A 19,419-nucleotide genomic window follows, 5' to 3' on the forward strand; every position below is an offset into this window, starting at 1 on the left:
TAACGGTGAGAAAAAGCGATTAGCTTAAGCTGTTTACCGTTTTAACAACGTTTTCAACACTAAAGCCAAAGTGCTCAAGAAGCACATTACCTGGCGCTGATTCACCAAAAGTTGTCATACCAACAACTTTGCCACTTAAACCAACGTATTTATACCAAAAATCGGTATGAGCCGCTTCAATAGCAACACGTTTAATCACTGTTGATGGCAATACAGATTCTTTATAGTCACTGTCTTGAGCATCAAAAATATTGGTTGATGGCATAGAAACAACACGCACGTTATCACCTAAGCTTTCAGCGGCTTTCAATGCCAAAGACACTTCAGAGCCTGTGGCAATTAAAATAATCTCTGGTGTGCCAACGCTGTCTTTTAAGATGTAACCACCTTTAGCAATGTCACTAACTTGTGCATTAGTACGACTTAACGCAGGTAAACCTTGGCGTGAGAAAATTAATGAAGTTGGCGCATTTTGGCGTTCAACCGCGTTTTTCCATGCAACTGCTGACTCGGTTGCATCGGCTGGACGCCATGTCACCATGTTTGGCGTTGTACGTAAGTTAGTTAATTGCTCGATAGGCTGATGCGTTGGACCATCTTCACCTTGACCAATTGAATCATGGGTATAAACAAAAATGTTTTGAATGCCCATTAAAGCAGACATACGTACAGCATTTCGTGCGTATTCCATAAACATCATGAAAGTTGCGCCGTAGTTGATAAAACCACCGTGCAATGAAATACCGTTCATAATACCGCTCATACCAAATTCACGAACACCGTAGTAAATGTAGTTACCAGCAGCATCGTCTTGAATACCTTTTGAACCAGACCAAAGCGTTAAGTTTGAACCCGCTAAATCGGCTGAGCCACCTAATAATTCAGGTAACATTGCACCAAATACTTCAATAGTATTTTGTGATGCTTTTCGCGAGGCAACATTTTCAGCTTTTTCTTGGCACTCTAAAATGTAAGCATTGGCTTTTTCTTCAAACTCAGCAGGCAAATCACCTTTAATAACACGGCGTTCATACTCAGCAGCTAATGCTGGATGTGCAGCTTGGTATGCAGCAAATTTATCATTCCAACTTGCTTGCTCTGAAGTGCCTTTTTCTTTTTGATCCCAGTCAGCGTAAATATCTGCTGGAATTTCAAATGGCGCGTGTGGCCAATTTAAGAATTCGCGAGTCGCGGCAATTTCATCATCACCTAGTGGTGCACCATGACAATCGTGTGTGCCTGATTTATTAGGCGAGCCAAAACCAATGACTGTTTTACAACAAATCATGGTAGGTTTATCTGTTACCGATTTTGCTTCTGTTATTGCCGCTGCGATAGCCGCACTATCGTGTCCATCTACGTCACTAATAACATGCCAACCGTAAGCTGCAAAGCGAGCAGGCGTGTCGTCGGTAAACCAACCTTCAACTTTACCGTCAATTGAAATGCCATTGTCATCCCAAAAAGCAATTAATTTACCTAAACCTAAAGTACCCGCTAATGAACAGGCTTCATGTGAAATACCTTCCATTAAACAACCATCACCTAAAAATACATAAGTGTGGTGATCAACTATATTGTGACCTTCGCGGTTAAATTGTGCCGCTAAAGTTTTTTCGGCAATTGCCATACCTACCGCATTAGAAACACCAGCACCTAGTGGGCCCGTAGTGGTTTCAACACCTGGTGTGTAACCATACTCTGGATGACCAGGGGTTTTTGAATGCAGTTGGCGGAAGTTTTTCAACTCACCAATTGGTAGATCATAACCCGTTAAATGCAATAATGAATATATAAGCATTGAACCGTGGCCATTTGATAAAACAAAGCGGTCACGATCGGCCCATTGTGTATCTGTTGGATTATGCTTTAGAAAGTCACGCCATAAAACTTCAGCGATATCTGCCATGCCCATTGGGGCTCCAGGGTGTCCTGATTTAGCTTTTTGCACGGCATCCATGCTTAAAACTCGAATTGCATTGGCCAGTTGTTGACGCGACGGCATAATTGCTCCAATTATTGTTAAATTTGATGGGATATAAATTGCGCTTATTTTCACCTAGAGTGCCCCTTGACTGCAAATTTAATTAGCACTTTTATGGCATTATTTTTAACTAAGTTATATTTATCGTCTTTTAAATGTGAAATGACCTGATTTAATGAATGAAATAAGATTTTGATCGCTTGTTAATTTGATTGAGCAAACTGAAAGGGAAGTTAGTAGATAGATATAAACTTTAGCATTTATATAAGATATAAGAAAAAATTAAAATCGTTCATTTAATGAGCTTTTGGTTGAATATCTATACAAGTTGCTTTAATGTTAATGCGTCGTATTAATAAAAATTAGAAAAAGATACAACATAATACAGGATTAAAGAATGAACAGGTCGTCGTCACGCGGAATTAAGCTGACTACGGTAATATTAGCGGTATTAATATTAGCAGTATCAGCAGTGTTGAGCACAGGCTCAGCATTAGACGACAAGGAAGTTACAATAGAACAAAATAATTAAGAGCTTATCAATTAGCTCATCATAACTACTAGCCTCGCAATAGCGGGGCTTTTTTATGTACAGGATGTACGGTATGTCGTGGTGACAGGACGTCAAGGAACGACGGAACAGGATGTACGGTATGTCGTGGTGACAGGACGTCAAGGAACGACGGAACAGGATGTACGGTATGTCGTGGTGACAGGACGTCAAGGAACGACGGAACAGGATGTACGGTATGTCGTGGTGACAGGACGTCAAGGAACGACGGTAAACGATGCCGTAATACGATATTAACCGTTTTAAAATGATCTATTGAGGCTTACTAAAAGCAATTACTGGCGTCCCCACCAGGACTCGAACCTGGAGCAGCGGCTTAGGAGGCCACAGTTTTATCCAGTTAAACTATGAGGACAAAGCGCAAGTAGTTTGATTATCACCACGCATTATTAACTAGCCCAGAGCAGTGAAATGCTATTTAAAGCCCAAGTATGCTACAACTATTTTATTAATTTGTATTCAAAAAAATCAAATAAAATTAACACTAACAGAGGCTTAATTAATAGCAGTTGAATTCATCCTTTCAATGAACTCTTAACTTATTGTTTAATATCTTACGGCTAAGTCATTTATTTGTATATTGTCTAATACGTGTTGTGCTGCCGTTGTTGCATGGGCACTATCTTGGCTTACTGAGGTAACAATCACTTTATAAGGACTAATATTAAAGCCGGTGTATGTGCGTTTATCATCACTGACAAAGTTATTGAAATGCAGTAAAGAGAACTCATCACCCACTTGCACCCCGTGTCTTTTGCCTAAGTTAAAAGTAATTGAATTACCCTGAACTTGCACGATGCGACCTTGGGTTGGCTGACACATCATGTTTTCGTCGATATCTCGCACCATGTCATCTAAAGACAGGTTTATTTGTTGGCCATATTCACTCTGCCAAAAGTTTTGGCTAGTTACATCAATATGTTTACGCTTATCAAAATCCCATGGCGCAGAACTTTGATAATGTTTATCTAGAATTCTTTCACCTGTGGTGCCATCGTGAACATAGAGTGCGATATTAAATTGGCGTTGATAAATATTTTTTTGCCAGAATTGCCAATCATTGTTTTCATCATCCGCCATAGATAGGTCTTGAATTTCTGAAAATAAAACATATTGGCTGTCTGACATATTAGCTAACGACATCGCTAAATTTTTTAAGCTTTGAGCTTGCAAGCTTTGATTGTATCGTGAAAATTCTGTTTTGGTTTGCAGCGCTAACTTAGTGTCTAGATATATCCCTTGCTGCTGTATTTTACTGGCGAGCTTTTTAATTAATGTTTTATCAAGTGCATAAATACTACCAATATTGGCTTGTTCTCGATGCAATATATTACTACGAGTAAGTAACATCGATTTTTTATAATCAGCGGCAAAACATTTTTTTTCTTGTGGGAAAATATCAGCTCGAATAGTAACTGTTACAAAGTCGTCGTTGTAGGTTTCACTGATCAAGGCTAATGAATTAACACTGCCACTGGCTCGTATGCTTATTTGATCTTGGGTGAGTAAGCCGTTAACGACTTGTTGTACACTTGATACAGAAGCACCTGCAACCAACAACGCTTTTTTTAGTGCATTTTGCATCGCTTGAGCTTTGGCTGCTTTATTATCACCATTTTTTATGCTCGCCACACCTTGCGATTCATACCATTGTCCAAAACTGGCACTACTGAATAAAGCAAAGCAAAGGCAAATTGAACTTAAGCGCATAAATATCTCTTTTAATAGTGGATCGATTTCTCTATTCAAATATGCACTTTTTGTGCCTACTAATACTTTAAATATAAACCAATGTTGGTAAAGCTATTACCTAGCTAATTTAGTTCACTATTATATGAGTTGATAAACGTGGTATTTTTATGTCCCCCAGTGTTAAAACACAGGGTAAAGTTTTAGGTGGTATTCATTGGAGAATACACAACTTGGTATCACTCTATAATATAAGCAGAGAGGTTTGCCTTTTATTTAGGCGTTCTACTAGGTAATCGATTAGGTAAGCAAATAGGCATCAGTAGAGTGTTATTAATAATTCCTCTGGTATCTTTTATTCATATACTGTTTGGTTTTTAATCTAATATTGATGAAGCCAAGTTAAATTTAAATATTGGCGCGGATCATGCTTTGTTATTTGTATTAATTTTATGATATTTGTATTAATTGAGGATAGCTCAATGAAAAATTGGCTTATAGCATTACTAATACCGACACTTATGGCGTGTTCTGTAAAAACCAAAAACAATGATTTTTATGGTTCTAATTACGTTGATAAACAAGAAATTGACAGCTTTGCGTTACCTCGTCATGCAATAAACGATGTAGTTAAAGGTTTGGCATATCAAATGTTGGAAAGTAGTACATTTGTAAATCCTAAAACGCCAATTGCCATTGCGTCATTTGTGGATTTAAAAAATTTAGAATCAACCAATTGGCTTGGTAATCAACTATCTGAAAGCTTTGTTCATGAAATGCAGCGACATGGCTTAGTGGTTATTGATTTTAAAACTACTGGGCATATTCGAGTTACTGAAGATGGTGACTATGTTTTTAGCCGAGATTGGAAAGAATTACCTGAACGTCAGATAATTGACTATGTAGTGACCGGAACCATGATGCAACAAGAAGCAGGGGTTTTAGTTAATGCTCGGATGATAGGTATGCAATCACGTGTTGTTGTTGCAACTGCTCAGTCTTTTATTCCGGCTTGGGTTGTAGGCGATGACTTTAAAAATGATGATAATGTTAAAATGAAAGATGGCATGATCATACGTGACAGCGCAATGCTAGCTGATGATGCTCGTGCAATTGCTATACAGAAATAATACAGAAGTAATACTCCAATGATGAGAATGATAATATCGAAGGTGAATATGAATACTTTACGCAATAATATCGCAATTTTTTTAAGTGCTATAGTTTTGAGCGCATGTTCTTCGGTGTTTGATAGACATGTTGAATGGCAAAATGTAAAGCCAGAGCAATTTCCTGTATTAACGGCTATTGGCCAAGCGCCAATTAGTTTGCAAAACTCAACAGACAAAACACAACGTATGTTAATGGCAATGAAAGCGTCAAAAATTGCTGCCTATGCTGAGCTTGCAGAACAAGTTTATGGGCAAAGTATTGATGGCAAAACCACTATGTCTAATTTAGTGGTAGATAACCAACTACTAAAGGCTTCGGTACAAGGTATTATTCGTGGCGCTAAAGTTGTAAAAAGTTACCCTGTTGGTGACAGTTACACAACAGAGTTAAGCTTAGACTTTAAAGATGTATATGAAATTTATAATGCATCGTCTAACCGTCAAGAAATAAAGCATATCACTTATTATTAGCATTAGTGGCTGAAATTTATACCTAAAAAAACCAGCTTTCGCTGGTTTTTTTAGGTATAAATTCAAAATAAAAGTGCTTAAGCTTTTAACCCTAGGCTACTCAGCCCACCAGAGGTTTTTCCTTTGCTATCATAAGTCATTGATGACTTATTATGATTTTCTAATAAAGAGGTTTTCATTCGTTCAACTGAGAGTTGAGACTGATGAATGATTAAACCATTAATTTGGTTTTGTTTTTTACAGCGGACTAAACACGCTTCAATATCGGCTAACTCTGTGTCGAAATTACCAGCTAACTTTTCTTGTTTGAACTCAAAACTTTGTCCTATAGCATTGTCAATTTCTTGAATCGCTATCAGTAAGTTGTTTTTATCTGAGGTAATACTAATAAGTGCATCAGGGTTTTGTTTCTGAAGGACGTCTTTCTCTGTATTTAATAACGTTTCTAGTTGCATCAACTGAGATAACTGTTGAGAGATCAATTGTTGCGGTGTTATTTTTTCAGACACTTATTACTCCTTTAATTCTTACGAGTTAGTTGAGATCAAATTCAAAGTTAGCAATACTCGCTGCTAGTTTTTCAGGATTAACTTTATAATCACCAGATGCAATAGCATCTTTTAATTCAGCTATTTTTTTCTGGTTTAGCACTGGTGAGTCAGCTGCCTTTTTTTGCAACTCAGTCATCTGTTTTGCTTGTGGGGTAATTGACACCGAATCGCGAGGTGCTAATTTAGCTTGTTGCGATGTATTTGCATTTTCGCTAACTTGCTGTTTAGTTTGAACTTGTTGCTTTACTTGGTTGGTGTTACTCAAGTTATTGATATTAATAGCCATTATTGTATCCTACTTACAACAGTTATTGGTTTCTAACCTTTTATCGGCAAAACAGCAGAAAACTTAAGCAATTATTATAAATTAATTACGACTTGGTTAATAGCGCTAACTTGCCCTTGAACAATTCGTCCAGATTGCTTATTTCGCACGGATATAATTTCACCTAAGCTGCCGTCGTCTAACGCAACGCCAAACGACTTAATCTCAAAGCTATCTGACTTAGCAATGATATTCACAGGCTCATCTTTACAAACAAAGCAGGTGTTTTTATTTGTTATAACGCTACCTTGAGATAAATTTCTTTTGGTGCGCACCCCAGTGGCAAGGCTTGGATCTGTCATCACTGCCCCTCGAATTTGCCCTGAGTCTTTAAATATAAGTTCTATATTACTTTGACTGAGTAAAGTACCTTTGCTGACGCGCATTCGTGTCACTACAACAGGCACTATTGTTTGAATTTTTACCGGTATATATAAATACCAAGAATTTTCGTCGGAACAAACAATTTTAACATTTACGTTTCTACCGTTATGGTTTTCAGGTATATTTGCCGTTAATGGTGACACACAAGATTGTAATGAAATGCGAGGATCTATTTCAGATACTTCGACATTTAGCTTTCCTTGAGCAGGTAAACTCACGTTATTCTCGACATGTTTTTTGATGAAGTTATAGAGATACTCCCGATCAAACGTCATGGCTGAACTCGAATTAACTATGGCTATGTATATAAGGGCTATTGTTAATATTATCTTTAATTGGCTCATAATTTCTTATTTGAATGCTAGGGAAATAAAAATACTCGTCTAAGCTTAATTTAGTTAACTAAAATCAACTCAACTTAAATTAATATACATAACGTCAAAGTATTTACGTTATGCACAGACATTAGTGGTTTTAATGATTGTACAATCAAGAATCGTGCCTTTGTTATATTTGCAATGGCATACCAAAGAGGTTTCTTATGACAGGCATACTAGACTCAGTTAATCAGCGCACTCAATTAGTCGGACAAAACAGATTAGAGCTGCTGCTATTTAAACTTATTGGACGCCAACACTTTGGTATTAACGTATTTAAAGTACGAGAAGTTATGCCATGCCCAAGGTTGACTCAATTACCTAAGCAAGACAAGTTTATCAAAGGTGTGGCCCATATTCGTGGTCAAACTATCTCCGTAATAGACTTAAGTAAAGCGACCGGAGGTCCAGATATTGTTCAAACAGAAAGTAGTTTCGTTATTATTGCTGAATACAACCGAAGCGTGCAGGGCTTTCTTGTTGCGGGTGTTGAACGTATTGTTACGTTGAGCTGGAAAGACATGATGCCACCACCTGAAGGTGCGGGTAAATCTAGTTATTTAACTGCAGTGACTGAAATTGATAACGAAATGGTATCGATTCTTGATGTTGAAAAAATCCTCAATGAAATTAGTCCTATTTCAACTAATTTAAGTGAAGGTATTGCCGATTCTAGCGTTGGCGAACAAATTGGTGAGCGAGTTATTATGATCGCTGATGATTCATCTGTGGCACGTAATCAAGTTAAACGAGCACTTGAGCCGCTTGGACTAACCATGCTATTGGCAAAAAATGGTCAAGATGCCCTTGATCAATTGCACAAAATTGCTGAAGGGTGTCAAAATAATATCACTGAAAAAGTGGCATTATTGATTTCTGATATTGAAATGCCAGAAATGGACGGTTATACACTCACTGCAGAAATTAAAAACAACGACAAGTTAAAAAAGATGCCGGTAATATTACATACCTCGTTAAGTGGTGTTTTTAATAATGCCATGGTTGAGAAAGTGGGCGCTGAAGACTTTATTCCTAAGTTTCACCCCGATGAGCTAGCGATAGCCGTTAAAAAGTGGTTAAAACATAATGAAGTTACTTAATCCGTATTTGTATTATTCAATAAAGGTGGATTATTGCGAGTGTTAGCCAAGCAACTAGATAATAAAAGCTATGATAAATTTCGCATTTTTCTAGAGCAACAATGTGGCATCGTTTTAGGTGAGAATAAGCAGTACCTAGTGATAAGTCGATTATCTCCTCTGATGGAAAGGTTTGACATCAAATCATTGTCAGAGCTTGTATTGCAAACACTTAATCCGGCTAAACGGCAACTGCAGGCGGCAGTTATTGACGCTATGACTACCAATGAAACGCTATGGTTTCGTGACGAGTATCCTTTTGAATTGTTAAAAAATCGTATATTGGCAGAGTTTAAAAATCAGAAAACACCATTAAAAATATGGTCAGCAGCTAGTTCTTCAGGGCAAGAGCCATATTCAATCGCTATGGTTATTTATGAATTTCAAAAAAATAATCCCGGTGCATTTCCAGGTGGTGTTCAAATTATTGGCACTGATATTTCAAATACCATGTTAGAACACTGCAAGCATGCACATTATGACAATTTAGCTTTATCGCGAGGCTTATCTGCTGAACGCAAAAGAAAGTTTTTTGAAACCAGTGATAATGGCATGTTAAAACTCAAAGATGTGATTAAAAACATGGTCAGTTTTCGTCAACTAAACCTGTTAAACAGTTACAGTATAATGGGGCGATTTGATGTGGTTTTTTGTCGTAACGTATTGATTTACTTCTCTCCCGAGTTAAAATCAAAAATAATTTCTCAAATTCATGGCACCCTCAATACAGACCGTTACTTATTTCTTGGAGCCTCTGAATCTCTATCAGGTATTAGCCAAGATTTTAATATGCTTCGTTGCAATCCCGGTATCGTTTACCAAAAAAAGTAACCTCTCTTTAAACCTCTGGCATAAATCTTGAATAAATACCTTCATTCATACGGAGGTATTTTTTTATGGCTATTAGTTTTGAAAAAGCATTTGGTATTTACCCGCAAAGCTTACAGATTCGTGCACAACGTGCGGAGATCATTGCCGGCAATATTGCCAATGCTGATACACCTGGCTACAAAGCCAAAGGAATGGATTTCAAAGCCGCATTAGAACAAGCAGCCTCAAAGCAACAAACAGGCATGACTCGTACCAATGAAAAACATTTCGATGTTCGTATGGAGCTCAATAACGGCGTGGGTTTTCGTACACCAAACCAAACTGATACAGGTGACGGAAACAGTGTAGATGTACAAGTGGAACGAAACTTGTATCTAGAAAACTCTATGCAATATCAAGCAAGCCTACAATTTCTTAACGGAAGCATAAAAGGCTTGAGAAAAGCAATTACTGGAGGGCAATAAAAATGAGCCTATTTAATGTATTTTCTATATCTGGTTCGGGTATGAGCGCACAGTCTGTCCGCTTAAATACTACGGCTAGTAATATTGCTAATGCTGATAGTGTTAGCAGTAGTATCGATCAAACATATCGTGCACGTCACCCAGTTTTTGCCGCTGAGATGCAAAAAGCTGCCGCTGGACAAAATGAGTCGGTTGGTGTTCAGGTACTTGGTGTTGTTGAAAGTAACAAGCCGCTTAATATTGAATATGCTCCTGACCATCCAATGGCCGATGGTGAGGGTTATATTTACAAGCCGAACGTAAATGTTATTGAAGAAATGACTAACATGATTTCTGCTTCTCGTTCATATCAAACCAATGTGCAAATAGCGGAGTCAGCAAAAAGTATGCTAACTAAAACGCTAACACTTGGTCAACGCTAAGGTTAAATAGGAACTATCATGGAAACAGTATCTGGCTCTAGCCCATTAGATAACATCCGCTGGCAACAGGAGAACAATACTCCTGAGGCAGACGAAGACCGAGGAATGTTAACGCAAGCAGATTTCTTTGCGTTACTTACTCAAGAACTGTCGAATCAAGACCCTACCAAGCCAGTTGAAAACAATGAGATGATATCTCAGATGACCGCTTTCTCGACCACTGATGGAGTGACAAAGTTAAACGATCAATTTACCAGTTTTGCTGCTTCAATGTCTTCTAGCCAAGCTCTACAAGCTTCGTCGCTTGTGGGTCGCAGTGTACTTGTTGAAGATAACGTATTTGGTATGGAAGAAGGGCAATCGGTAAAAGGTAAATTAGTTACCGACCAACCGGCAAGTAATGTCAATATTTACGTAGAGAATGTTGCCGGTGAAATTATTCAAACGGTACCTGTAGGTAGTGTTGCATCAGGTGAATTTACTTTCACTTGGGATGGTCAAACGTCTAACGGTGAACCTGCTCCAGAAGGTGCATATCGTTTTCGTGTTGCCGGCTTAGTTGAAGGTAACGCATCAGAATTGCAAGCGATGACTTATCGTAAAGTCGACAGTGTCACTTTAGCCGGTAGCGGTGGAAGTATTTTATTAAACCTTAATGGTGGTAGCACCATGAAACTTTCAGATGTAGTTGAAGTTTCTCAAGGTTAAGCAATCATTTTTTATATGAGGTGAAATTATGTCATTTAATGTAGCGTTGAGCGGATTAAACGCAGCTCAGAAAGATTTGGATGTAACATCCAACAACATAGCCAATGTAAACACCACAGGCTTTAAAGAATCACGTGCAGAATTCGTTGACGTTTATGCGGCTTCGCTTTTATCTTCTAGCAAAACTAAAGTTGGTGACGGTGTTTTGACAGCAGAAGTTGCTCAGCAATTTTCACAAGGTAGCATCAAGTTTACCAATAACTCGCTAGATTTAGCGATTACCGGTAATGGCTTTTTTGCCACAGTGCCTGAGTTAAACAGCTTAGAAACCTCATATACACGAGCCGGGCAATTTAAACTAAATCAAGACAACTTTATTGTAAACTCGCAGGGTGGTCATCTACTTGGCTTTCCAGTAAATGCTGATGGAACCTCTGCTTCAGTAAGTTTAAGTACCGCTGAGCCAATTCGTATACCAACGGCTTCAGGTGCGCCACAGAAATCATCAGAAGTTGATATCAGAATGAATTTGCCTGCCGGTGACTCTTATATATCATCAGCTCCAGGTAACTTTGACCCTGAAGATCCATTAACATTTAATCATTCTACATCGGTAACTATCTTCGATTCATTAGGTGATAGCCATGTAATGACTTATTATTTTATTAAAGATGATCCAAGTGTAAATCCCAATGAATGGATGCTTTTTGCTTCTGTTGATGGCAAGCCTATTGATCTTGAAGACCCTGCAGGTGGTGGAACTAACCCGGTTGGAGGTGATATATCAGGTCCATTATCTGCAGGTGGTGGATTGGTTGGTGCGAGATTAGTTTTCGATTCATCTGGTGACTTTCAATCTCAAATTCCAACAGCAGCTAATGGTGGTATTATTACTTCAGATTTTAGTAATCATTTACCTAATGGTGCAGATACTTCACAAACAATTAAAATTGACTTTAACCTAGATCCCTTAGGTCCAAATCCAAATGAACCAACTCAGTTTGCGTCTAACTTTGAAGTAACTTCTTTACAACAAGATGGTCTAGCTGTTGGTCGTTTAACGGGGATTGATATCGGTACTGATGGTTTAGTTAGAGCAACTTATAGTAATGGTACATCAGAGCCATTATCACGAATTGCTATGGTAAACTTTGCCAATGAACAAGGTTTAAAGCAAGTAGGTAGTACCTCTTGGAAAGAAAGTATAACTTCAGGTGAAGCACTAGCAGGTGAAGGTGGATCAGGTACTTTTGGTACCATAAACTCTTCAGCTTTAGAGCAATCTAACGTTAACTTAACGTCAGAATTGATTGATTTGATTTCTGCTCAACGAAACTTCCAAGCGAACTCGCGAGCACTCGAAGTTGATAATCAACTGAACCAAACTATTTTACAGATTCGTTAATTTGAATAGCGTTTAGTCATTTGAATGGATAGTTAATTCCTTTGCTGAATTTGAATATAAAAAGCCAGATAATCATACCTTGATATCTGGCTTTTTTATGTCTGCAATATCGTCTAAATCAATCAGGAACTGAAACCTCTTAGGCATGCTAAATGTTAAGGAGAGTGAGAACCTTATTAGTATTTAGCAAAATTGCTAAAGGCACACTATTTATTGACGGTAAAACGACTACTTTACCAAAGTCAGTATTATTTTTGTGCTATCTCGTTATCTTCTAATAAATCGTTTAAGCCATCGCTTTATTACATCACCCTGATTTTGCAGTTCATTTATCCCATACGCTTATATTATTGCCTAAATATCACCAGCTAAAGTTCATCGCTTGTTTGTTACCTCACCTCTGCGCTTTCGTATCTGGCACTTTATTTGCAACAGTTCAAATATTATAACTATTATTGGGTGAAGTTCATTATGGATAAGATGCTATATATCGCCATGAGCGGTGCGAAGCAGAATATGCAAGCCTTATCAGTCACTGCTAATAATCTCGCTAACGCCAAAACAACGGGCTTTAAAGCTGATTTAGCTAATGCTAGAGCAATGCAAGCTTTCGGTGAAGGTTTACCTTCTCGCGTGTTTTCAATGACCGAACGAGCAGGCCAAAACTTTGACAGTGGAGCTTTACTTACCACTGGGCGCGATCTTGATGTTGCTATTCAAGGACAAGGCTGGCTAACCGTACAAACAAAAGATGGCAGTGAAGCTTACACCCGCAATGGTCAATTAAAGTTAAATGAAAATGGCGCATTGGAAACGTCTAATGGTGATTTAGTTATCGGTGATGGTGGACCTGTGTTCATACCGCTACCGGTGAATAATATTAATATTGCCGGTGACGGAACAATTATGGTTCAACCAGAAGGTGCTCCCGCTTCAGTGCAAGATGAAGTTGGACGATTGAAATTGGTTAATCCTGACAGTCGCTTACTAGAAAAAGGTAACGATGGCCTATTTCGTCGAAAAGACGGCAACAATGAACCGGCTGATATTACCGTATCAGTAGCGAGTGGTTCATTAGAGTCAAGCAACGTAAACCCTATCAGTGAAATGACTGACATGATCGCACTGCAACGTCAATTTGAAATGCAGTTAAAAATGATGAAAACTGCCGAAGAAATTGATTCAAGTGCATCTTCATTATTACGAGCGTTCTAAATAAATTTTTGAGGTGATGTATGAACCCAGCATTATGGATTAGTAAAACAGGCTTAGATGCGCAAACAAAAGAAATTGCGGTTATATCTAACAACTTGGCGAACGCCAGTACTATTGGTTTTAAAAAGAGCCGCGCGGTATTTGAAGACTTACTTTATCAAAATATTAACCAACCAGGTGGTCGTTCAGCGCAAGATACTGAAATGCCGTCAGGGTTAATGTTAGGTGCGGGTACCAAAGTGGTAGCAACACAAAAAATTCATACCCAAGGTGACATGCTTAATACTGATAATGCATTGGATCTGATGATTCAAGGCGAAGGTATGTTTGAAATTTTAATGCCAGACGGCTCGTCTGCTTATTCACGCAACGGCCAATTTACCATGGACGAAGAAGGTAATATTGTTACGCCGGGCGCAGGTTATTTATTACAACCGCAAGTTACCGTACCTGAAGATGCATTAAGTATCATCGTTTCACAAGACGGTGAAGTTTCTGTCACTTTGCAAGGCCAAGCTGAACCTGCTGTGGTTGGACAAATTAATACCGTTAACTTTATTAACCCAACCGGTTTAGAGCCAATTGGGCAAAACTTATACGTTGAAACATCAGTCAGTGGTGCGCCACAAGAAGGTGTTCCAGGCTTAGAAGGTTACGGCCTATTAGTGCAAGGTGCGCTAGAAACTTCCAATGTTAATACTACAGAAGAGTTAGTTAACCTGATTGAAAGTCAGCGTGTTTATGAAATGAACTCAAAAGTTATTTCTGCGGTTGACCAAATGCTTAGCTACATTAATCAGCAATTATAAAGTTGAGGAAGGTATCATGAACGGCAAAATTCATTCGTTATTTTTTACCATAGTAAAGGTAAGCATAGTCGCCATATTGTTTACTGGCTGTGCCAGTGTTGAGCAGGCAAGAACATTGCCAAATGATCCTGATTTCGCACCCATTTTACCTGAAATGGAAGACGAACCATTAGTACCAACGGGATCACTTTTTAAGCTGAACTATGTTAATAATATTTATTCAGATTCTAAAGCGCACCGTGTTGGCGATATTATTTCTGTCATTTTGAGTGAAAGTACTCAATCACAAAAAAGTGCAAAAACTGAGTTATCCAAAGATAATAATGCGTCGCTAAGTCCTATTACTGGGTTTGGTGGAGCAGCAATAAATTTTGATAACAAGGCCATACAATTTGGCTATAACCAATCGTCTGACTTTTCAGGTGACTCTAAAGCAAATCAAGGTAATAGTTTATCTGGCAATATATCTGTGCATGTTTTACGTGTATTACCAAATGGTAACTTGATGATCCGTGGTGAAAAATGGATGTCTCTAAATAATGGTGATGAGTTTATTCGCCTAACCGGCATTGTACGGTCACAAGATATTAGCTCAGGTAATACCGTTACCTCTAGCAAAGTTGCCAATGCACGTATTGAGTATGCAGGCACAGGAAGCTTTGCCGATGTTCAAGAACAAGGTTGGTTGTCTAAGTTTTTCAGTAGTTCATGGTGGCCAATTTAGTAGGAAAATATGATGAAAAAATATTTATATAGTTTCGTTTGTTTAACCGTATTGCTTTTTTTACCCGAAGCAAATGCTCAGCGTATTAAAGATTTAGCCGATGTGGCTGGTGTGCGAAGCAACCAACTTATTGGTTATGGCTTAGTGGTAGGTTTACCTGGCACAGGCGAGCAAAGCCCTTTTACTGAGCAAAGCTTTAAAACCATGCTTAGCAATTTTGGTATTACCATGCCAGCAAACTTAAAGCCTAAAATTAAGAATGTTGCTGCTGTGGCCGTACATGCTGAATTACCTGCGTTTTCAAAACCAGGTCAAAAAATTGATGTTACAGTTTCTTCAATGGGTAGCGCACAAAGCTTACGTGGCGGTACATTAATTCAAACGATATTAATGGGGCTTGATGGCAATGCGTATGCCGTTGCTCAAGGAAGTTTAATTGTAAGTGGTTTAGGTGCTGAAGGGCTCGATGGCTCAAAAGTCATTGCTAATACGCCAACGGTTGGACGAATTGCCAACGGTGCTATGGTTGAGCGAGAAGTGTTATCGCCATTTACCTCTGGCGATCATATTACATTTAATCTCCACAATGCTGATTTTACTACCGCAAAACGACTTTCAGACACCATTAATAACTTAATTTCTGGCTCAGCACGCGCAATAGATGCTGCCTCAGTACAAGTTACCGCCCCAAGAGATGCCGCTGATCGCGTTAGTTTTTTGTCAACCTTAGAAAACTTAGAGTTTGAACCGGGCTCACCGTCAGCAAAAATTATTGTTAATTCACGTACTGGTACCATTGTTATTGGTGCTGATGTGCGTTTACTGCCTGCAGCAATAACTCATGGCGGTATTACGGTTACCATTAATGAGATTGAAGCGGTTTCGCAGCCTAACGCTTTTGCAGCAGGCGAAACAGTGGCAACGAATCAATCCATTATTGACGTTAAACAAGACGATTCACGTATGTTTGTTTTTGACCCCGGTGTCACTTTAGATGCATTAGTACGGGCGATAAACCAAGTTGGTGCTGGCCCTGGTGATGTTATGGCCATACTTGAAGCGTTAGATCAAGCTGGCGCTTTACGTGGGAATTTGATCATTATTTAATGATCAATGGAGTTACTATGACAACACGTATTGCAGATGCACAAAATTTTTTAGACATAAACGGCTTAAACTCGATTCGTCAAGACGCTAAGTCGGGTGATAGTGCCAGTAAAAAAGATGCATTAGAACAAGCTGCAAAGCAGTTTGAAGCTATTTTTATGCAAATGCTGATGAAAAGCATGCGTAAAGCGCAAGCCGTGTTAGAGGCAGACAGCCCGCTGAACTCTGAGTCAACCAAGTTCTATCGTGACATGCATGACCAACAAATGTCGCTCGAACTTTCTAATAATGGCGCTTTAGGTCTTGCACCGTTAATTGTTCGCCAACTTGGTGGCGACAGTGAAAACTTTACGCCTCATACAATATTACGCAGTGACGGCAACCTGGATAGTCGCGGCAGTGTACGCATTAGCGAACCTTCATTGGTCAGTCCTAATAGCGTAGTCAAAGACTCGTCAGCGAATCAGGATCCTAATAAAGATCGTCAAACTAATGGCTCTATTGCCGCTCAAGCAGCTAACTTGCTGCAAAGTCCTACATTTACAGAACCCAAAGATTTTGTTACTGCATTAACTACAGACGCTAAACGTGTGCAAGACAAAATAAATGTCCCTTTTGAAGTGGTTATTGCTCAAGCGGCTCTAGAAACGGGCTGGGGCCAAAAAATTATTAAAACCAATTCTGGCGAAAGCTCAAATAATTTATTTAACATTAAAGCTGATAGCCGCTGGACTGGCGAGAAGGTTCATAAAGAAACCTTAGAGTTTGAAGATGGTGCTATGGTGAAAAAACGCGAACCTTTTAGGGTTTATGAATCTATCGGAGAAAGTGTTAATGATTACTTGAATTTATTAACGCAAAGTGAGCGCTATCAAGGTGCTTTAGAAAAATCTACAGATGTGGAGCAATTTTTGCATAACCTACAGAGTGCTGGTTATGCTACCGACCCAAATTACGCTAAAAAGATAATGGGAACACTTCGGACAGTAACTGGCTTATTAAACAAATAAGATCACCGCTAATTTCACTGTTGAAATTAAGGTTACTGTAGGAGTTTAGGTCATGTCGATTAATCTGTATCAAACTGGTGTAAGTGGTTTACTAGCCGCACAACAACAGTTAGCGACTACAGGAAATAACATTGCTAACGTTAATACCGAAGGCTATACCCGTCAGCGTGCTGAACAGGCTACTGCTGTAGGCAATTATAACGGCGGTAATTTTGTTGGCTCTGGCACTTATGTTCAAGACATTACACGCCTGTACGATCAATTCTCCTATAAAGAACAATTACTCAATAAAAGTAATTTGGGTAATGCTGATTCTATTAGTTTAGACCTTAATCAATTAAACGAAATAATGTCATTTTCCAGTGAAGCAATTGATGGCTCAATTCAGCGTTTTTATCAAGCCGTTAATGGTATAGCCGACAACCCAAATGATATTGGCATACGTAATATTGCTCTTAGCCAAGCCAAAGTATTAGCACAAGATTTCAACAGTCTAAATAACAACTTAGATCAACTTGAAAAGTCGACTAATAGCGAAATAGAACAAATGGCGAGTAAAATTTCTCAAATTTCACTCGACTTAGCAAAAATCAACGAACAGATTTTACAGAATAAAGATATAAACCAAACGGGTCAGCCGAATGAATTATTAGATAAACGTGATCAACTCGTTAATGAATTAGGTGAATATACCTCGGTTAGCACCATTGAAGATACTTATGGCGTGATGACCGTGATGATCGGTAATGGTGCCACATTAGTTGCCGGAATTACGCCGTTAACCGTCAGTGTTGAAGCGGGTAATCCCGATCCATTACAAACAAAATTACAGTTAAATAGTCGTAACGGTAAAGTCGCCCTTGATGCGTCAAAACTTGGTGGAGCCATTGCCGCTAAAATTGAATATCGTGACGAACATGTTACGCAAGCGCGTAATGAGCTTAATCGTTTAGCGATGGCCGTTTCACAAACATTAAATCAATCGCAAGCTCAAGGTTTGGATCTAAATGCAAAGCAAGGTCAAAACATTTTTACCGATATCAACAGTACGGTGCTTCAAAACTCAAGGGTTTTATCATCATCAAAAAATTCAGGTGATGTGGAAGGTAGTCTCAAAATTACCGATGTTTCATTAGTACCAACCAATGAGTTCACCGTTAAATACGACGGCAGTGATTATATCATGACAAATACTCGTGATGGTTCAACAACAACATTAGTAGAAACAACCCCTGGGGTTTACCCGACAGAATTTGGCTTTGAGTTTACCGTTAACTCTGGTACTCCAAACGCTAATGATAGCTTTACCTTTCGCCCCACAGAAAATAGCGCATCATTAATGAAAGTAACGCTTAATGACCCCAAAGGCATTGCAGCGAGCTCCGCTATTGAAGTGCAAGCGGGTGATAACAATGTCAGCAATGGCTCAGTAAGTATTGTTAATGTTACTGACCCTGAAATCGCCCGTTCTTTTACCGACACCACTAATGAAAATTTAACGGTTGATGTGTATGAAAGTGCACCGGATGTATTTAGTTATCGAGTTTTTAATGCGGCAACTCCGCCACCAGCAGCCACTATAGCCAGCGGTAGTTTTGCCGCAGGAGCAACTGCTGTGATTGATATGCCTCCTTCACCAGCCGCTGCAGCTTTCCAAATTGAAATAGAAGGTTTACCTGTTGGTCAAGGCGCATTAGCGCGTGAAACGTTTACTATTGCTGATGCTTTTGGCTCAGGTAACGCCAGTAATGCAACACTGATGGCCGCTACACAAGAAGAACAAATTCTTGGCGGCGGTAAACAAACCTTTAGCCAAGCTTTAGCCACGGCTACAGCCCAAGTTGGCTCGAGTGCGAGTTCAGCTGAACTAATTGCTGATACAGCACAAGCATTGTTTACTCAAGCTTACAACCGTAATCAATCTAATTCTGGGGTAAACCTTGATGAAGAAGCGGCAAATCTTTTGAAATACCAACAAGCTTACCAAGCGTCGTCACAGATAATTTCAGTGGCAAATACTATATTCGACACCTTATTAGCGGTCTCTAGATAGGAGTTATT

At 38.9% G+C, this 19,419-nt stretch carries 20 protein-coding genes and 1 tRNA gene; 15 read left to right on the top strand and 6 right to left on the bottom strand.

What is annotated here, in order from left to right:
- Positions 1 to 19 precede the first annotated feature (19 nt).
- Positions 20 to 2,005: a transketolase gene (gene tkt, locus DBO93_RS03335; RefSeq protein WP_108455060.1), complete on the bottom strand. Its 1,986-nt coding sequence runs from the start codon at positions 2,003 to 2,005 to the stop codon at positions 20 to 22.
- 376 nt (positions 2,006 to 2,381) lie between these two features.
- On the opposite strand from tkt, the gene DBO93_RS19085 reads away from it, so the two are divergent.
- Positions 2,382 to 2,516: a hypothetical protein gene (locus DBO93_RS19085; protein ID WP_259366141.1), complete on the top strand. Its 135-nt coding sequence runs from the start codon at positions 2,382 to 2,384 to the stop codon at positions 2,514 to 2,516.
- Positions 2,517 to 2,834: 318 nt separating this feature from the next.
- Here DBO93_RS19085 and DBO93_RS03340 read toward each other — a convergent pair.
- Both DBO93_RS03340 and DBO93_RS03345 read right to left on the bottom strand, forming a co-directional pair.
- A tRNA-Arg gene (locus DBO93_RS03340) sits at positions 2,835 to 2,910 on the bottom strand.
- A gap of 191 nt (positions 2,911 to 3,101) precedes the next feature.
- Positions 3,102 to 4,304 carry a flagella assembly protein FlgT gene (locus DBO93_RS03345; RefSeq protein ID WP_239059099.1) on the bottom strand — a complete coding sequence of 401 codons (1,203 nt, stop codon included), beginning with the start codon at positions 4,302 to 4,304 and terminating at the stop codon, positions 3,102 to 3,104.
- A 422-nt stretch (positions 4,305 to 4,726) separates the two neighbouring features.
- On the opposite strand from DBO93_RS03345, the gene DBO93_RS03350 reads away from it, so the two are divergent.
- Together DBO93_RS03350 and DBO93_RS03355 are read left to right on the top strand one after the other, a co-directional pair.
- Positions 4,727 to 5,374 (top strand): FlgO family outer membrane protein, encoded by a 648-nt coding sequence (locus tag DBO93_RS03350; protein ID WP_108455062.1) that lies wholly within the window; start codon positions 4,727 to 4,729, stop codon positions 5,372 to 5,374.
- Positions 5,375 to 5,422: 48 nt separating this feature from the next.
- On the top strand, positions 5,423 to 5,887 hold the full coding sequence (locus tag DBO93_RS03355) for an LPP20 family lipoprotein (RefSeq protein WP_108455063.1): 465 nt from the start codon (positions 5,423 to 5,425) through the stop codon (positions 5,885 to 5,887).
- A gap of 77 nt (positions 5,888 to 5,964) precedes the next feature.
- Here the strand turns inward: DBO93_RS03355 and flgN are convergent, their stop codons facing one another.
- The 3 genes from flgN to flgA form a co-directional block, all read right to left on the bottom strand.
- Complete coding sequence (flgN, locus tag DBO93_RS03360) at positions 5,965 to 6,396, bottom strand: flagellar export chaperone FlgN (RefSeq protein WP_239059100.1); 432 nt, start codon at positions 6,394 to 6,396, stop codon at positions 5,965 to 5,967.
- Positions 6,397 to 6,421: 25 nt separating this feature from the next.
- Positions 6,422 to 6,724 carry a flagellar biosynthesis anti-sigma factor FlgM gene (gene flgM, locus DBO93_RS03365; protein ID WP_108455064.1) on the bottom strand — a complete coding sequence of 101 codons (303 nt, stop codon included), beginning with the start codon at positions 6,722 to 6,724 and terminating at the stop codon, positions 6,422 to 6,424.
- A 74-nt stretch (positions 6,725 to 6,798) separates the two neighbouring features.
- Positions 6,799 to 7,422, bottom strand: coding sequence for a flagellar basal body P-ring formation chaperone FlgA (gene flgA, locus DBO93_RS03370; protein ID WP_239059101.1), 624 nt, complete (start codon positions 7,420 to 7,422; stop codon positions 6,799 to 6,801).
- A gap of 266 nt (positions 7,423 to 7,688) precedes the next feature.
- On the opposite strand from flgA, the gene DBO93_RS03375 reads away from it, so the two are divergent.
- The 12 genes from DBO93_RS03375 (at position 7,689) to flgK (ending at position 19,411) form a co-directional block, all read left to right on the top strand.
- Positions 7,689 to 8,624: a chemotaxis protein gene (locus DBO93_RS03375; RefSeq protein WP_108455066.1), complete on the top strand. Its 936-nt coding sequence runs from the start codon at positions 7,689 to 7,691 to the stop codon at positions 8,622 to 8,624.
- 39 nt (positions 8,625 to 8,663) lie between these two features.
- Entirely contained in the window at positions 8,664 to 9,494 is an 831-nt protein-coding gene (locus tag DBO93_RS03380) for a protein-glutamate O-methyltransferase CheR (protein ID WP_108457731.1), read from the top strand.
- A gap of 65 nt (positions 9,495 to 9,559) precedes the next feature.
- Entirely contained in the window at positions 9,560 to 9,958 is a 399-nt protein-coding gene (gene flgB / locus DBO93_RS03385; protein ID WP_108455067.1) for a flagellar basal body rod protein FlgB, read from the top strand.
- Between the two features lie 2 nt (positions 9,959 to 9,960).
- The gene (gene flgC, locus DBO93_RS03390) at positions 9,961 to 10,380 is read left to right on the top strand and encodes a flagellar basal body rod protein FlgC (RefSeq protein WP_108455068.1); all 420 of its coding nucleotides are present in this window, start codon (positions 9,961 to 9,963) and stop codon (positions 10,378 to 10,380) included.
- Between the two features lie 18 nt (positions 10,381 to 10,398).
- Positions 10,399 to 11,088, top strand: a complete 690-nt coding sequence (locus DBO93_RS03395; protein ID WP_108455069.1) for a flagellar hook assembly protein FlgD — start codon at positions 10,399 to 10,401, stop codon at positions 11,086 to 11,088.
- 28 nt (positions 11,089 to 11,116) lie between these two features.
- A complete protein-coding gene (gene flgE, locus DBO93_RS03400; protein WP_108455070.1) occupies positions 11,117 to 12,493 on the top strand; it encodes a flagellar hook protein FlgE in 1,377 nt (458 codons plus the stop codon).
- Between the two features lie 471 nt (positions 12,494 to 12,964).
- On the top strand, positions 12,965 to 13,708 hold the full coding sequence (flgF, locus tag DBO93_RS03405) for a flagellar basal-body rod protein FlgF (RefSeq protein WP_108455071.1): 744 nt from the start codon (positions 12,965 to 12,967) through the stop codon (positions 13,706 to 13,708).
- A gap of 20 nt (positions 13,709 to 13,728) precedes the next feature.
- Positions 13,729 to 14,517 (top strand): flagellar basal-body rod protein FlgG, encoded by a 789-nt coding sequence (flgG, locus tag DBO93_RS03410; protein ID WP_108455072.1) that lies wholly within the window; start codon positions 13,729 to 13,731, stop codon positions 14,515 to 14,517.
- Between the two features lie 16 nt (positions 14,518 to 14,533).
- Positions 14,534 to 15,241, top strand: coding sequence for a flagellar basal body L-ring protein FlgH (gene flgH / locus DBO93_RS03415; protein WP_108455073.1), 708 nt, complete (start codon positions 14,534 to 14,536; stop codon positions 15,239 to 15,241).
- Positions 15,242 to 15,253: 12 nt separating this feature from the next.
- Complete coding sequence (locus DBO93_RS03420) at positions 15,254 to 16,348, top strand: flagellar basal body P-ring protein FlgI (protein WP_108455074.1); 1,095 nt, start codon at positions 15,254 to 15,256, stop codon at positions 16,346 to 16,348.
- Between the two features lie 17 nt (positions 16,349 to 16,365).
- On the top strand, positions 16,366 to 17,358 hold the full coding sequence (gene flgJ / locus DBO93_RS03425; protein ID WP_108455075.1) for a flagellar assembly peptidoglycan hydrolase FlgJ: 993 nt from the start codon (positions 16,366 to 16,368) through the stop codon (positions 17,356 to 17,358).
- A 52-nt stretch (positions 17,359 to 17,410) separates the two neighbouring features.
- The gene (gene flgK / locus DBO93_RS03430; protein WP_108455076.1) at positions 17,411 to 19,411 is read left to right on the top strand and encodes a flagellar hook-associated protein FlgK; all 2,001 of its coding nucleotides are present in this window, start codon (positions 17,411 to 17,413) and stop codon (positions 19,409 to 19,411) included.
- Positions 19,412 to 19,419 lie beyond the last annotated feature (8 nt).

This window comes from Colwellia sp. Arc7-D, from assembly GCF_003061515.1.
Lineage (GTDB): Bacteria > Pseudomonadota > Gammaproteobacteria > Enterobacterales > Alteromonadaceae > Cognaticolwellia.

Excerpts from the sequence above, each read along its gene's own strand:
- flgE (WP_108455070.1), top strand. The coding sequence starts at position 11,117 with ATGTCATTTAATGTAGCGTTGAGCGGATTAAACGCAGCTCAGAAAGAT.
- DBO93_RS03350 (WP_108455062.1), top strand. The coding sequence starts at position 4,727 with ATGAAAAATTGGCTTATAGCATTACTAATACCGACACTTATGGCGTGT.
- flgC (WP_108455068.1), top strand. The coding sequence starts at position 9,961 with ATGAGCCTATTTAATGTATTTTCTATATCTGGTTCGGGTATGAGCGCA.
- flgF (WP_108455071.1), top strand. The coding sequence starts at position 12,965 with ATGGATAAGATGCTATATATCGCCATGAGCGGTGCGAAGCAGAATATG.
- flgM (WP_108455064.1), bottom strand. The coding sequence starts at position 6,724 with ATGGCTATTAATATCAATAACTTGAGTAACACCAACCAAGTAAAGCAA.
- DBO93_RS03395 (WP_108455069.1), top strand. The coding sequence starts at position 10,399 with ATGGAAACAGTATCTGGCTCTAGCCCATTAGATAACATCCGCTGGCAA.
- flgA (WP_239059101.1), bottom strand. The coding sequence starts at position 7,422 with ATGACGTTTGATCGGGAGTATCTCTATAACTTCATCAAAAAACATGTC.
- DBO93_RS03355 (WP_108455063.1), top strand. The coding sequence starts at position 5,423 with ATGAATACTTTACGCAATAATATCGCAATTTTTTTAAGTGCTATAGTT.
- tkt (WP_108455060.1), bottom strand. The coding sequence starts at position 2,005 with ATGCCGTCGCGTCAACAACTGGCCAATGCAATTCGAGTTTTAAGCATG.
- flgJ (WP_108455075.1), top strand. The coding sequence starts at position 16,366 with ATGACAACACGTATTGCAGATGCACAAAATTTTTTAGACATAAACGGC.
- flgB (WP_108455067.1), top strand. The coding sequence starts at position 9,560 with ATGGCTATTAGTTTTGAAAAAGCATTTGGTATTTACCCGCAAAGCTTA.
- DBO93_RS03375 (WP_108455066.1), top strand. The coding sequence starts at position 7,689 with ATGACAGGCATACTAGACTCAGTTAATCAGCGCACTCAATTAGTCGGA.
- flgK (WP_108455076.1), top strand. The coding sequence starts at position 17,411 with ATGTCGATTAATCTGTATCAAACTGGTGTAAGTGGTTTACTAGCCGCA.
- DBO93_RS19085 (WP_259366141.1), top strand. The coding sequence starts at position 2,382 with ATGAACAGGTCGTCGTCACGCGGAATTAAGCTGACTACGGTAATATTA.
- flgH (WP_108455073.1), top strand. The coding sequence starts at position 14,534 with ATGAACGGCAAAATTCATTCGTTATTTTTTACCATAGTAAAGGTAAGC.
- DBO93_RS03420 (WP_108455074.1), top strand. The coding sequence starts at position 15,254 with ATGAAAAAATATTTATATAGTTTCGTTTGTTTAACCGTATTGCTTTTT.
- flgG (WP_108455072.1), top strand. The coding sequence starts at position 13,729 with ATGAACCCAGCATTATGGATTAGTAAAACAGGCTTAGATGCGCAAACA.